This is a genomic window from Paenibacillus sp. IHBB 3054 (genome assembly GCF_051594305.1).
Lineage (GTDB): Bacteria > Bacillota > Bacilli > Paenibacillales > Paenibacillaceae > Paenibacillus_AQ.
Window position 1 is genome coordinate 41,043 of record NZ_JBOFBG010000020.1, and the last position, 15,045, is coordinate 56,087.

7 protein-coding genes are annotated in these 15,045 nt (G+C 47.0%); 1 reads left to right on the top strand and 6 read right to left on the bottom strand.

Annotation, left to right across the window (positions count from 1 at the left end):
• Positions 1 to 184 precede the first annotated feature (184 nt).
• Complete coding sequence (locus tag ACQ76X_RS20745) at positions 185 to 607, bottom strand: MerR family transcriptional regulator (protein WP_438495721.1); 423 nt, start codon at positions 605 to 607, stop codon at positions 185 to 187.
• 168 nt (positions 608 to 775) lie between these two features.
• On the opposite strand from ACQ76X_RS20745, the gene ACQ76X_RS20750 reads away from it, so the two are divergent.
• Positions 776 to 1,897: an NADH-dependent flavin oxidoreductase gene (locus tag ACQ76X_RS20750; protein WP_438495722.1), complete on the top strand. Its 1,122-nt coding sequence runs from the start codon at positions 776 to 778 to the stop codon at positions 1,895 to 1,897.
• Positions 1,898 to 2,600: 703 nt separating this feature from the next.
• On the opposite strand, the gene ACQ76X_RS20755 is transcribed toward ACQ76X_RS20750, so the two are convergent.
• From ACQ76X_RS20755 to ACQ76X_RS20775, 5 genes are all read right to left on the bottom strand, one after another.
• Entirely contained in the window at positions 2,601 to 4,022 is a 1,422-nt protein-coding gene (locus tag ACQ76X_RS20755) for a GH32 C-terminal domain-containing protein (RefSeq protein ID WP_438495723.1), read from the bottom strand.
• Positions 4,022 to 4,195, bottom strand: a complete 174-nt coding sequence (locus ACQ76X_RS20760; RefSeq protein WP_438495724.1) for a hypothetical protein — start codon at positions 4,193 to 4,195, stop codon at positions 4,022 to 4,024. Before ACQ76X_RS20760 ends, ACQ76X_RS20755 begins: the two co-directional genes overlap by 1 nt.
• 161 nt (positions 4,196 to 4,356) lie before the next feature.
• Positions 4,357 to 10,062: a GH32 C-terminal domain-containing protein gene (locus ACQ76X_RS20765; protein WP_438495725.1), complete on the bottom strand. Its 5,706-nt coding sequence runs from the start codon at positions 10,060 to 10,062 to the stop codon at positions 4,357 to 4,359.
• Positions 10,063 to 10,249: 187 nt separating this feature from the next.
• Positions 10,250 to 12,523 carry a GH32 C-terminal domain-containing protein gene (locus ACQ76X_RS20770; protein ID WP_438495726.1) on the bottom strand — a complete coding sequence of 758 codons (2,274 nt, stop codon included), beginning with the start codon at positions 12,521 to 12,523 and terminating at the stop codon, positions 10,250 to 10,252.
• A complete protein-coding gene (locus tag ACQ76X_RS20775; RefSeq protein WP_438495727.1) occupies positions 12,520 to 14,997 on the bottom strand; it encodes a PfkB family carbohydrate kinase in 2,478 nt (825 codons plus the stop codon). The genes ACQ76X_RS20770 and ACQ76X_RS20775 overlap by 4 nt, the downstream gene beginning before the upstream one ends.
• Positions 14,998 to 15,045: the final 48 nt, after the last annotated feature.

The window sequence follows — 15,045 nt, forward strand, 5'->3', positions numbered from 1 at the left end:
GTCCTTTTGAGTCCCAATTATTCGAGGAACGTGGCGCTCTGTACGAATAGTGGAGTTACAATTCCCCCAGCCATTGCCTCCTCCATGTGCTCTTCCCTTACACTTACCACAGGGTGAAATCCTGCGAATTCATGAGCTAGAGTGAGGATACTGAATCATTTCGTGGGAGCGTAAGTACATTACATTAATTCACTTTCTTAACCTCCAAACCGTGACATTTAAAGTTATAGTTGGGGTTTTTCATAACCTCTTCTTTCTGAAGTTCATACATGGCTATTTTATAGTTTATTTCTTCTAAGTGTTTAAAACTTTCGTCAATTTTCTTCTGCACTTCCAATTTATGCTTCATCAACATTTCTTCTCTTTGCAAAAAGGTATGATTTCCTAATTCATAAAGTTCCTTGTAATCCTTTATTTTTGAAAGAGGCATTCCTGTCTCTTTGAGACAACGAATAAAAGAAATCCAGTCTATTTGTTGTTCGTTATAAACTCTACGGCCTTTTTGGTCACGAGATATATTTGGTAATATCCCCTGCTCTTCATAAAATCTAAGTGTCTTTGCAGATACATTTAAATTCTCCACTACATATGTCATTGAATACAACATCTACTTCCCCCACCTTTAGTTACAGTTACTGTAACTAAATATATATCATAAAGAGAATGACAACACAACAATTCTATATGTAATCATGTAAAAATAAATCCTTGACTTACCGTAACGGTAACCAAGTACACTGAACTAGAAAGAAAATATGATAGCGAGGTTAAAGAGATGAATCAAAAATACAGTAGGTTATTTGAATCCTTCACATTCAGAAGTGGAATAACAATTAAGAATAGAATCGTTATGGCCCCTATGACAACCTGGTCAAGTAATGACGATCTTACCATTTCGGATGACGAAGTAAAGTATTACAAACAAAGAGTGAATGGAGTAGGACTCGTCATTACAGGGTGTACTCATGTTACACCGAATGGACAGGCTTTTACGAATGAATTCGCTGGGTACAATGATGAATTTATTACAAGCTTACGAAAATTAGCTGAGGCAGCGAAAAGTGGAGGCTCTCCTGCGATACTACAGATTTTTCATGGAGGCAATAAAGCCTTACCTGAATTGGATGTAGTTAGTGCGAGTACATTGCAACCTGAGGCTACTGCTTTGGGCTCAACTGTAGAAACAAGAGAACTATCACATGAGGAAATCCTGTCGATTATACGTGCTTTTGGAGACACAACGAGAAGAGCGATTGAAGCCGGATTTGATGGCGTAGAAATTCATGGGGCTCATGGATTTTTAATTCAGAATTTCTGGTCTCCAGCGACAAATCAACGGACTGACCAATGGGGAGGATCACTTGAAAATCGCTTACGTTTTCCATTGGCAATTATTGAAGAAATCAAAAATGTCATTGAAAAACATGCTACAAAACCATTCATTATAGGATTCCGACTTTCCCCTGAAGAATCCTCCAAAGTGGACGGATTACGTATGAAAGACACGTATGAATTAATTGATATCCTTGTTGAACAGGATTTAGATTATATACATGCTTCATTAGATAATGTGTCTTCTAAGCCAGTAGATAGTCAAGATGAAAAAACACGGCTTGAATTAATTCTTGAAAGAGCAAACGGTAAGGTACCTGTGATGGCTGCTGGTTCCATAGTAACACCAGATGATGCTCTTAAAGCTGCGGAATTAGGATTGCCGCTAGTCGCCATTGGGCATGCGTTAATTATAGATCCTAATTGGGTTGAAAAGGTCGCAAATGGACGTGAAGCCGAGGTGGATTTTGAGTTGAACGTTTCGAAACTCGACCAGCTTAATATTCCAGAAAAACTTTCGAATGTAATTCAATCAATGCCTGGTTGGTTTAATATTGGAAAATAAAAAGTAGTCCTAAAGGCTACTCAGATTGTCGAGAAACCCAAATCTTTTATGAGACTTCGGGTTTCTTTTGCTAATTCTAAGGTGCTCCGTTCATCCGTAGTTCGGTAGGGCAATTCTTGCTGTTGCGGACACACATACCGCCTATGTTTCGATCTTGAAGGCCGTTCTCATCAAGGTATCTTGTTCTAACATGTTTATAGTGAAACAGTGCCTGTTAGTTCAAAAAAAAAATCCAATGTTATAAGGGAATAACCTGATTCAACAGAAATGGAGCTAATTTCAAAGCCTCCTACACCAGTAAACAGTGCTGTAACCTTTCTTTTACGCCATTCCTTGCTATATTGTTGTGTTCCCAATACATGCTTGCCTAACTGCGAGACTGCCAGATACACAAGAAAGAGCGCTACCCCTTTGGGACGCTCTTAGTCTAATTATTTCTGAATACAAAATACTCATTATCTATCGATTCTTTTACTAATTCACGAAAGAATTGGTATTTGTGAGTGATGTGGTTCGGTAAGCTATATTTTTCAAGCCACCAACAATGATCAAATAATTGTTGATCATTTCCATTCTCAAAGAAATACCAGTTTCCTTCCTGGCAATAAACAACTTGTACAAATAGACTATGAAACCAAGGCCAAATATTAGGATCATCAGATATCATGCTCATTAAACTGCCATAATAATTGTAAGTGTGAGCCTAAAGAGTTTCTATCTTGACCCGTTTAAACTTCGCTGCACCTTGACTGACGAATAGAGCAAGCTTTCCGTGCTGAATATCATACATTCTTGCACTCAGCGCCACTTCCCCGCCGACATAAATTTCGCAAATCGTGCCGTCCATAAATACCTTCAGCTCATACTCCTGTTCCGGCAGCAGCTTGAGCGGACGTTCCAATTCCACATCATAAGGAAAGGTTTTCCCCCCCTCTTCAGATTGCATTATCGGTCCACGGAAGGTAATCCGGCTGCGCCCGGGTTCCAGTGTGATATAGTAAGCAAAATCTAAACCTTCGCCCGCCCGAAGCATGAGCCCCAGACCTTGGTTAGAACCGGAGAACCGGACGTCGGCCGAAATCTTGCACAAATTCGGTAATTCTTCCTGTGTAATGCAGCCGGCAAAGGAATAAGGGGAATCGCATGAGATCGCATCGTCCGTAATCGACCACTCTCCAGCAACTCCATAAAAATGAGCGGGCACCTGCCGGGCAAAAGCCGAGTCTACAGTTTCCGGAACTTTTACGCCCAATGTCCCGTCCGGGCGCTGAAGCATTTCATGCACAACCATATTGCCGCCCCAATCCCAGGTGTCATAATCTTTGCCTGGAGCTTTGGGAGGGTTCCAGCCAAACAGATCGTCATCCTTCGTCGGGTTCCAGCCGAACAAATAACGCTTCTGCCCATCGGATACCGACTTGGCCGCATAATAAGCCCGTCCATCAAAGGCTTCTTCCTGCGGTGTAATCCACGGACCGTTCAAGGAACGGCTCATCCGGTAAAAGGTGCCAAAACGCCCCGTATATGAAGAGTATATCAGGTACCACCAGTCTCCCATCCGGAACAGGTCAGGGCATTCATGTGCTCCCACATGCAGGTTTGGCGCGTACAGCGGCTCCCGGTATTCCCAATGCTTGAGATCCTTGGATGACAGCAAGCCCGTGCAGCCTTTCCGGTTCGTCGGTCCTTTGGCCAGTGCTGCGATCAGCATCCAGTATTGCCCTTCTTCTTCATTCCAGAAAACAAAGGGATCACGCCAGTCCGCCAGCTCATAAATTTTGCCGTCCGGACCAAAAGTGTCTTCAGGAATAGGCTCCCATGTTCGCAGATCCTTGCTGACGGCATGGCAGGCAAACTGTTTCCCTTCAGGAAAGATACAGTAGAACATATGATAGATATCATCCACCTTGAGAATATGGCCTGTCCCGCCTTCGATTTTGCAAGCTCCATCTTCCCTGTAATTCATGAAATCCTTCGTTCCAAGCAAATGCCAGCCTTGCTCAAGGCCTTCACGATAATTTTCTCTCCAGCCATGGAGATAAAAGAGTTTAAACTCCCCGTCTTCATAGTAGGGGATTACATCCCCTACCCAGGCGTTCTCTGGACGATAGAAAAATTCCTTCATTAATTATTCCTCCCGTTAATTTGAGTAGCTAAGCGTTCATCCAGCGAAACCGGCATATACGCCTCACTTGTGCCTTGGTCCTGATACCAGTAGACGGTGGCGGCATACAAATATTGGTTATTGGAGCCCCACTGATTTCCTTTATATTTCTCAAAGTAGGCCCGTCTCAGCATTATAGGTATAAACCCTCTGCTTTCGCTCAGATTCAGTCATGCTGGGAACTCCTTCCTTAGTAAGATATATATTACTCATTTGCTTACTCGGTATAAAACAGTGAAAGCCGGAGTCATGGCGAAGGCAACATCACCTTGCTTCCCCGGCTTTCCTTTAGCAGTTATTTATTGACTTTGTCAAGCAATAGCGAGATGACTTGTGCACTTTCTGCACGGTTTACATGTTCATGCGGCATAAACATTTGGTTCCCACGGCCGCTGATTAAGCCAAGCTCCTGTACGGCAGCGACTGCATTTGCAGCCCAGCCGCTAATCGTACCGGCATCCTTAAAATTACTCAAGCGATTAGCGGCAGCGTTCTGTCCTGTATGGAACAGATACGCTTTGTAAATCATGGCTGCCATTTCTTCACGGCTTATGGTTTCCTCCGGTGCAGAGGTATCTATGCTTCTTCCGGTAACAATTCCCGCTTCGTATGCTGCGGCAATGGAAGAAGCGTACCATTTCGTGGGTTCAACATCCTTGAATGCAGTTGAGTTCGCCGCTGTTATTCCGAGTGCACGAGTGATCAAGGAAGCGAATTCAGCCCTGCTCACCTTTTGCTTCGGTGCAAATTCCGTTTCACTTATACCTAAGACAATTTGCTTCGCAGCCATCCTTTTAATCACGTCATGGGCCCAATAAGAGGCATTAACATCTTCAAAGGATTTGTCATAAGTAAAGACGGCAAACTTGCTGAAATGGCTCACATTCGACGTCCATTTATCACCTGAAAAGGTTCCGCCCATATACTCCAGTCTGCCGTCATCGGCGATGTAATAAATGCCCGTCAGATACTGGCGGGAATTCTCCTTTGCACTCAGCCTGATGGTGACCGGTTTGGAAAATTTCTCAAGTGTAAGCATCGTTCCATCGGCCTTCACAATAGACAATTTGAAGTCGTAGACCTCTCCTATTGCTGAGATGTCCGCATGATTCTTATTTCCGGCTTGTGCAAGCAGCTCTTTACTTTGCTCTGAAGATAATGCATCCATTTCAAAAGAGATTTTCGACTGTTTGAGTTCGCTGTCAGTAACCAGCGCCTGTAATCCCTTTAATACCTCTGCAGGAACTTCGATTTCCACATCTGTGTTTTTAACTTTTAAAGCATTCTTGCCGTCATTTGCCGCCATGGTCACAGGAAACAGCACTTGCCGCTCTCCCTTTGCCATCTCGAATGCCAGGCTGCGCTGACTCTCCGGTTTGCTTGCCGGAATTACAGTCTGACTAGGAGGACTGGTTGTACTGGTCGGGCCGGTTGGATCAGTCGGACCGGTTGGATCAGTCGGGCCAGTTGGATCAGTCGGATTCTGCACCTTAACCGGTACATTGAAATCATCGACGTTAATATGTCCGAAACCGCCTGTGGATTGATCAACCACCTTAATATAGAGCTCCTCGCCGATATACTGTGAAGCATTCCAAATTTTCCGTTGATACTCCTCATAATTGGTCGCGGTCTCTTTGAACAGCTCTTTGCCGTCCGATGCCCGGACCAGCGCAACATACAGCTTATCGATATCACGCCCGCCGCTGACCAGGAAGTTGAGCTTGCCGTTCCCGCCAAGGACGAAATTCTGCGATTTCAGCGTTCCCGTTAAGCTGTCACCGCCAGCTTCCTCGTTGAAACCCCACAAATGATAGCCGCCCGGAATTTTATGCGACGGATTGAAGTAAATCGTGTCCCAGAAAAACTGGGTATCGGTCACATGGACATCCTGGAAGGCGTCTCCTTCTGTGATCCAGCCTGTTAAATCGCCTGTAGCAAAATCATGGTTAGGCAGATCCGTAATATCTCTATACACCGAATTGTCCCAGTTATCAGGCACATAGACCGGAGCAGCCGGTTCACCCGTTAAGGCATTCATATTCCATACTTCCATCGACTTGACAGTAATATCGTTATCGCCCCAGACCTGCAAGCCCAATGAGTCGTATCTGCCAACGTAGACGCGGGTTGTCAGCTTTTTCTTGTAATTGGCAAAGGCTTCAACAACCGAACGGTCGAGGAAAATATGGAGCTTCAAGTTCTCTCCGTCCAGATCCACGTATCCGCCTTGAATGCCGTCCATACGCACATCCGGATCAATGCTGCTCTTAGTGCGATCCACATTGAAAGTCCCGTTTGTCTTATCGTAGTAAATCAGCGTTTCCTCCTGGCCGTTATCGGAGCGTCGCACCTTGAGACCAAATTTCTGGGCTTCGCCCGGATCAATTTCCATCACAATCTCCAGCATGTCACCTTTGACATTTTGGATCAATTGATTAGCGGCCTCCAAGTTTTTGTCTACAAAATCAACCAATTTAGTATCTCGGAGACTCTGCAATTCCTCAATTGGTTCAATGCGCAATTTATCGTGGTCGTCCAGGCTTAGGGAAACTGGCAGTGCCAGATTATGAGCCCATCCGGCTTGATATTCAGCCTGCGGCGTTCTTACATTTTGCACCATGGAGTATACGACCGTTCTTCCGTCAGGTGTAACCATCCCGCTCTCTGCGGTCAAATAACCATCCCCCACATCCATTTTGGAGGGGGCGTCCTGGTCAGGTATAAACTTGAAGTTATCTCTATCCCAGGTTCCAATCCAATAAAAGACCTCAACATCTCTTTGCACATCGTCAGCTGGAGGAACCTGCTCCGGCTTCTCATGGGGATTAACCATGAAAATGTATTTTTGTTGTCCTGTACTATCCTCACCTAACGGCAATAATACCGGCAGTTCCCATACCGTACCGAGCTCCGGATAAAGATTTCTGTCACTAACATATAAAGGCCCCTTATACTCCCAGTTGTGCATATCGTCAGACACGTACACCAAAGCTGTACCGCTGCTGAAGTCTTGAAGACCAGATGTCACTAACTGATACCACTTATCTACCTCTTCGTCGTACCATACAAATGGGTCCCGAAACTCGTTATGGATGCCTTCCCCGTTCTGCTCCGTTACCGGTTCAGGATATTTCACCCATTGCTCTAAATTGGGATCGGACAAATCCGCCGGAGTCGCCAGCCCTGTTCTTTGGTTCGGGGACAGGGAGTCATTGCCGGCGGTATAAAAGAGAACGGGATTTCCGTCTCGATCATACGCTGCACTGCCTGACCATGCGCCGTCCGGATCAAGGGTGCCCGCTTCGGGGGCAAGAGCAGGCCTCACATTTTCCCAATGCACCATATCGTCACTAACCCAATGTCCCCAGTGGATTTGATGCCAGAATGGACCTTGCGGGTTATGCTGATAAAATAAATGGTATTTGCCGTTATAATAAATCGGTGCATGCGCTTCATTCATCCAGTTTTGCGGAGGCATCGCATGGTACTGCGGACGGTGCTGATCACCGTCGAACACACTTGGATCCTCGTCAATGTCACCATTTGGAATTTCCGGAACCGCGCCGCCGTGAACCGCCTTCACACTCTCATATTCAGCAAGGATCTCTTGACCCGTGAGCGCTTTGTTCTGCAGTTTCACTTCATCGATAAGTCCGCTGAACATATTGTAGGAGAACAATCCCGCAAACTCTGCAGGTCTATTGTTTTTTCCGATAATCAGGTCTTCCGTAGAAGGTGTAATCGGAACGTTGACAGGTGTTGTTTGAGAAGCTACTTCCTGACCATTTAAATATAATTTAATGATTCCGTCCTTTTTGTCGAACGTAGCTGCTACGTAATTCCATTTGTATTTTTCGAGTGGATGGTCTTTGACCCATACCTGAATCCATTGTCCACCAATTCCGACCTGCATTGACCATGTACCGTGCCGGTACATTCCCAAAGCAAAACCTTCCGTCTTATCCTGATCGGACTGGTTCACGATAGCAGACAGCTTGTTTCCGTCTCCCCATTCGTAGCTGCGCGGAGCGACCCAAGCTTCAAGCGTTAACGCGTCACTTACTGGAACGGCATCCTTTGCGTTGACCTCGATATCATTTGAGTATCCATCGAATAGCAAGGCGCCACCTTTTACTCCGCGCGGAGTCCATCTTGGATCCTTGGAGTCCATATATCTGGCGTTATTAAATACGTAGTTTACATCATGCTCAAGATTGCTTACTTCCTCAAGCGCCTTTTTTCCTACGCCTTCATCAAGATTCATGTAGAAAATGGTTCCCGTACTATTCGCTTGAAAAGCGTCAACGGAGATACGGGCTTGATTGGATTGATCGATAACTTTGATATAAAGCCTCTTGTTGTAGTGCTTCTGCATTTTCCAAGAAATCTTCTCATTCGCATTGACATCCCCGGTCTTCTCAAGCAACGTGTTAGTGCTGGCATCATATAATGCGACGTAGGTTTCCTGCGGATTGACGATGTCTAAAACAGTGAAGTTAATAGTCCCGGTCCCTCGAAGCGTAAAGGTATTGGAGGTAATCGAGCCCTGTCCTTCCAAGGAGGATTTGGCATAATAGTTACCTTCTTTACCAGCTTGGGCATCATTGTTCACTTGAAAAGCGTTGCCCTCAACGGTCCAGCTCTCTAAATTCCCGGTTTCAAAGCTGGGATTCTGGATTTCAGTCGGCATAATGTTATCTGCCATGACTCCTTCTTCCGGTACGAGTTCATTGAAGGTGTGGAAGGCGTCCGCAAAGATTACTCCCCAATCCGCGTGCCCATTATCGACGATCTCCACATACAGCTTCTTCCCGATATACTTGGAGAGATCGGCTTTATACTGCTCCATATTCGCAAGTCTCAGGCCCTGTGCTGGATACGGGAACCCGGACTCGTTAAATTCGGTGTTGCCGTACCTGGCAATCAGTTCACCTGTGTCCGCATTGATGACGCTCACATACACTTGATCCGTATGCTTGCCTCCGCCCAGTCTGAAGGTAATCCAGCCTGTTCCGCCCAGCTCGAAGGTGCTGGAACGAAGCTTACCTGTCGCAGTCTCGTTATACTTCAATCCGTTTAAATGATAAGTGCCTTCCTGGTTATACGGGATTTGTTCAACCCAATAGGTTGTTTCGTCCGACACGCTGTTCGGACCAAACGCCTCACCTTCTACAACCGTCCAGCCTGTTAAGTTCCCGGTTTCAAAGCTGGGATTTTCGATTTGATAGCGTTTGAAATCCGGCTTGATATCCGTGGCAGCAATTCCTCCGGCCGGCTCGGCTTCATGGTACATGAAGAAGGCGTCCGCAAAGATCACGCCCCAATCCGAGGTTGCATTGTCAACGATCTCCACATACAGCTTTTTACCTAAATATTCGGAAAGATCCGCCTTATATTGCTCCATATTGGCAAGCCGCAAGCCCTGATCGGGATTCGGGAAGCCAACGTCAGCGAAGGCGCTATTGCCATACCGGGCAATGACTTGCCCCGTCTCGGCTTCTACGATATTTATATATGCCTTGTTTGGATTTTTGGCACCGCCAAGCTTGAAGCTGATCCAGCCGCTGCCGCCCAGCTCGAAGGTGCTGGAACGAAGCACACCTGTCGCAGCCTCGTCATGCTTCCAGCCGTTTAAATGAAAGGTCCCTTCCTGGTTGTACGGGATTTGTTCCGCCCACCAAGTTGTTTCGTCCGATACACTGTCCTGACCGAACGCTTGGCCTCTGACAACCGTCCAGCCTGACATATCCCCAGTTTCGAAGCTTGGATTCTGGATTTGATAGACTGTATCCGTAACTGACAACCCCTCGTCAGCCTTGGGAATATGATAGACCGCATCCGTAACCGACAATCCTGCGTCAGCCTTAGGGGTGAACGCCTCCCGAGCATCTACTCCAGCTTCGGCTGCAGCCGAGATTCCGGGAGTTACAAGCTGAAGAACCATAACCCCTATAACCAGTCTGGAGATCCATGCTTTACTTCTTTTGGCTTCTCTCATCAAAGAGCCTCCTTCGTCATTTCTTATTCATGTATTCATACGTAATTTTGAAATTGCTCTCCTTATACAAGGATGCATAGTCATGAAGTAAGAGAGGCGTGAATGAAGCGCTTCCATCTAGAGAAGGCCAAGTAGCTTAAGGGGTTGTTGCAATACCCATATGGTAGGGAGCGCCTTAGCGCTCCTGCTACCAAATGGATTGCATATCCCATATCTCCATGGATTTAACTAGCGGTTCCCCGTTTCCCCAGATCTCAAGCCCCAAGGCATCCTTACGGCTCGGATACACCCGGGTCGTCAAACTTTTCAATCCGTTAGAATAGGCTTCGACCATGGAGCGGTCCAAATAAATGTGCAGCTTCAGATTTTCCCCTAGCAGCTCCAGATTACCGCCCTGAATCCCACTACACTTTTCTCCCGGATGCAGCGTCGTTTTTGTCCGATCGGCCAAGAGCATTGTCTGATTTAAATCATAATACAGCAAGGTTTCCTCTTCGCCATCCGGCGTACGCCGGATCTTGATTCCAAATTGAGAGGCACTGCCTGGCTCAATCTCCAGTTTAATCTCAAGCATGTCACCTTGTACGTCCCCCAGTAGTGTATTAGCCTCAGCTAATGACTTGTCCTGGAGCGATAGCCGCTTCTCGCCGCGCAATGATTGAAGCTCCTGAATCGGCTCGATTCCAAGCCTTCCATCTTCCCTCAAGTACACACTTAGCGGCAAGCCGCCGTTATGGGCCCAACCCGATTGGTATTCAAGCTCAGATGTACGGTCACCCTGCGCGATTGTAAAGACGATGTTTCTGCCCGTCATCGGATCAACCATTCCGCTTGGACCGGTAAAGTGGAAATCGCCGACATCTATCAATTGCGGCTCCGCTTGATCTGGAAGGAACGATAGATTTTGCTTGTCAAGCTGCCCCATCCAATAGAACACCTCGACATCTGCTCCCTTTCCCACAGGGCTGACCAACAGGAGATACTTGCTCACACCTTGCTTGTCGCTGCCCAGAGGAAGAAATACAGGGAGCTCCCAGATAGGTCCAAGATAAGGATACTGTTGAATATCCGCCTCAAAGAATGACCCTTTGTACGTCCAGTTCAGCATATCCTGCGAGGCAAACGCCAATGCTGCCCCACCTCCGCCTTCGATTCCAGATCCGACCAAAGCATACCAGCCTTCATCATCCTTCCATACAAAAGGATCCCGGAAATCGCCGAATGCACCGATCCCTTTCTTCTGCACAATGAGTGGCTCCGGATGTTTAACCCATTGAACAAGATCCGGGTCCTTATCCCGGGAATAGGTGCTGCGGGCGAGCGCCACGCTCTGATTCGGTGAAGCACTATCATTGGCAGCTGTAAAGAACAAAACAGGCAGGCCATCTGCATCATAGCTAGCGCTTCCCGACCAAACTCCGTCTGGTGACAGTTGATCTTTCTCAGGTGCCAAGGCCACGGGCAGATCACGCCAATGCACCAAATCCTTACTTACCCAATGTCCCCAATGGATCTGATGAAAGAACGGTCCAAGCGGGTTATGCTGATAGAACAAGTGATATTGCCCGTCAAAATAGATAGGCGCATGGGGTTCGTTCATCCAATGGGCTGGCGGGCTGACATGATACTGCGGTCTGTGCCGGTCCAGCAGCAGAGGCGTTCTGTCGAGCTTGATATCATCGTACTTTAATTGCGGGTGCACTCCTCCGTGGGAATTCAGCACTTGCCGATATGAAGCGGCTATCTCTTCCGCGCTTAGGGCTATATTATAGATCTTGAGCTCATCGAGCATACCACTGAACATTTGAAGACTGAACACTTCAGCCAGCAGGGCACTATGGTTATTCTTTCCGATAAGCACATCCGTGTCAGCAGCTTCAACCAGGCGGGAACCGCGGGGCAGGTCAGCCGAAGCGATTTCACTGCCGTTCAAATACAGCTTGATTTCACCTAGATTCCCGTCGAAAACGGCGTTTACGTATGACCATTCATTCTTGGGGAGTTCATAGCCTTCAGGAGACCACAGCTCTTTCCATTCCCCTCCCTCGAGTCCGACTTGGAAGGACCAGGAGCCGTGACGGAACATGCCGAGCAGATACCCCTGCTTGCGATCCACGTTGTAGCGGTTCACAAGAGCGGCCAGTTTATTTCCCTCCCCCCATTCATAGGAGCGAGGTGCTACCCATATTCCGATACTTAGCGCAGAAAGATGTTGCGGTTCGCCATTCGAACCTTCATTGATCGGATGGGCAATATAAGTCGAGTAACCATCGAACAAGAGTCCGGTTCCCATTGCTCCTTGTCTCCACTGGGGAGGACAAGGTTCGGTAAACTCCGCTTGATTAAACACATAATGAATGTCATCCTTGATTTGGGATACGCTCTCCAGCGCACTTGCTCCGGTTCCTTCATCAAAGGCCCAATACATCATTAGCCCGTGATTATCGTTTATTTCGCTCATACATTAACCCTCCCTGATATCTGTTCTGTGCTGCCTTCGGGCTTATGAATGGAATGAAGAGTATGGATGTGAAGCGAATTTAGCTCGGCACTCCCTGCCTCTGTGCTTATCCATACATTTTCAATCGGGTCATCAGGGAAAATTTGATCGGTCAGCGCAACCATTCCATCATTCGCAAACACTTCAACCACACTACGATCCAGCCAGATACGCAGCTTGATGCTTCCATTCTCTGGAACTACTCTGGCACCATGCTTGCATGCAAATGACGGGTTAAAATCAGTCAGACCCGATTTTGATCGGTCGATAAACAACCACTCGTGCACAGGATCATAACCGATAATCGTCTCACTCTGGCCGGAGGACCTCAATTTGATATGAACTTCGTCTCCGGAGCGGATATCGATGTCCGTCTCAATCTCCAGCAGATCATCGTTAGTCTCGTGAATAAACGGGGCCTCCCGTGTAATCGCTACATCACTCCAGGAGTGTGATTCTTTCCGCAGCTGCTCTATTTCTTGGACAGGCATTTGAGTAAGAACTACACTTCCGTCCCGGCTGGTCAGGGATAAGACGCGGGGGAGAGTCATTGCGCCTCGCCAGAAAGCAGTAGGAGTCTGATTGGCATACCTCCAATTGCTCATCCATCCGATGATCACACGCCGCCCGTCCTCTTCAGGAATATCCGACCAAGACACTGCCGCGTAATTATCCCGTCCCTCATCCAACCACAGCACTGTATCAGGAGCATTCTCATTAACAAATTCCCAGCCATCAAAGCTTCCAATGAAATATTGGGTTTTGGAGCCTTCCGGACAATCTGGATTGTCTCCGATACTTACGATCAATACCCATTTTTTCTGATTGGACCCATCCATTGATAATTCAAATAGATCCGGGCATTCCCACACCCCGTAGTGTGAGCCTTGCGACTTCCCGAATTCACTGGCAAAATCCCAATCCTTTAAGTTAGCGGAACGATAAAAGCGGATATGATCTCCACATGCAAGCGCCATAATCCAGACGCAGGCTTCCTCCATCCAGAAGACTTTGGGGTCACGAAAGTCGGTGATTTCGGTATCGGACAGGATCGGATTTCCCGAGTAGAGCGTCCAGCTTCTGCCTTTGTCCTTACTGTACGCCAAGCTTTGACGCTGTCTCGGTCTGTCTGAATCCGGGTATATATCCGCATGGGTGAATATAGCCACCAAGCCGGACCCGCCATCAAATAATCCGCTAGTATCCTTCCAATCCACAACTGCGCTTCCAGAGAAGATGGCACCATTATGATCCGGTGACAAGGCTACAGGAAGTGTTTCCCAGTTCACCAAATCCTTGCTCACTGCATGTCCCCAGTGCATAGGACCCCATACGGTGCTTTCGGGATGGTGCTGGTACAACAAATGGTACTCTCCTTCAAAGTAGACCATACCGTTTGGATCATTCAACCACATAGCCGGTGGAGAGTAATGGAATTGAGGTCTGTAGGATTCTTTGGACAAATCCGCGCCTGCCGACTGAACTAATTTAGTAACCTGCTGATAGGTTGGAATTGCCGGAATGGCTCCTTTTCGTGTCGTTACCAAAGCACCCACTGCGTTAGCGAAGTGGACAATAGGGATCCAGTCCTGATCCCTGATCTGCTCGATGCAACACCCTCTCTCGAGCAGCTGATAGAGGAAACCGCCAAGGAACGCATCTCCCGCTCCGGTGGTATCAACGGTATGCACTTTGAAACCGGGCACATCCGCCCATTTGGAGCCGGACCCGAACCTAATAAAGCATCCTTTTTCAGCCTTGGTCACCAGGATCACTTTCACCTTGAATTGTGTCTGAATTTGACGGGTACCCTCTTCCAAATCAGTGAGTCCCGTAATAAACTGAAGTTCTTCTTCGGAAATTTTGACAATATCCGCAAGAACAAGCCCTTCTTTAATCTTGATTTTTGCCTGCTCCAAATCCAGCCAAAGCGCAGGTCTCAGATTGGGATCAAATGAAATGAGAGCTCCATTCTCTTTCGCCTGGATACACGCTTTTAGGGTTGCACTCGCAGAAGGCTCATGAGTCATTGATACGGAGCCGAAATGAAAGATTTTCGTATCTTTGATCTGTTCCAGGTCAATATCATCAATTCCTAAAAGCATATCGGCACCAGGGTTACGGTAGAAGCTGAATGAGCGGTCGCCGTCTTCTTTAAGATGGACAAAAGCCAGCGTTGTATTGGCATGACTTTCCTTCACCAAACCCTTTGTATTAACACCATTTTCAAGCAAAATCCGAGTAAGATATTCTCCAAACTGGTCTTCACCGACTTTGCCGATAAATGCCGTGGATTTCCCAAGTTTGGACAACACAACAACCACATTTGCAGGGGCCCCGCCAGGATTGCATTCAAATAGCTGCTCCCCTTTCCCGGACAAACCTGCAGGAGTAAAATCTATTAATACTTCTCCTATTGCTGTAATATCAACCATATGATTCTCCACTCCTAGTCTATCATTTATATATACGATTCTAATCCG

Bases quoted from the DNA above. Each gene is read 5' to 3' on its own strand.
- ACQ76X_RS20745 (WP_438495721.1), bottom strand. From the start codon at position 607: ATGTTGTATTCAATGACATATGTAGTGGAGAATTTAAATGTATCTGCA.
- ACQ76X_RS20750 (WP_438495722.1), top strand. From the start codon at position 776: ATGAATCAAAAATACAGTAGGTTATTTGAATCCTTCACATTCAGAAGT.
- ACQ76X_RS20755 (WP_438495723.1), bottom strand. From the start codon at position 4,022: ATGAAGGAATTTTTCTATCGTCCAGAGAACGCCTGGGTAGGGGATGTA.
- ACQ76X_RS20760 (WP_438495724.1), bottom strand. From the start codon at position 4,195: ATGCTGAGACGGGCCTACTTTGAGAAATATAAAGGAAATCAGTGGGGC.
- ACQ76X_RS20765 (WP_438495725.1), bottom strand. From the start codon at position 10,062: ATGAGAGAAGCCAAAAGAAGTAAAGCATGGATCTCCAGACTGGTTATA.
- ACQ76X_RS20770 (WP_438495726.1), bottom strand. From the start codon at position 12,523: ATGAGCGAAATAAACGATAATCACGGGCTAATGATGTATTGGGCCTTT.
- ACQ76X_RS20775 (WP_438495727.1), bottom strand. From the start codon at position 14,997: ATGGTTGATATTACAGCAATAGGAGAAGTATTAATAGATTTTACTCCT.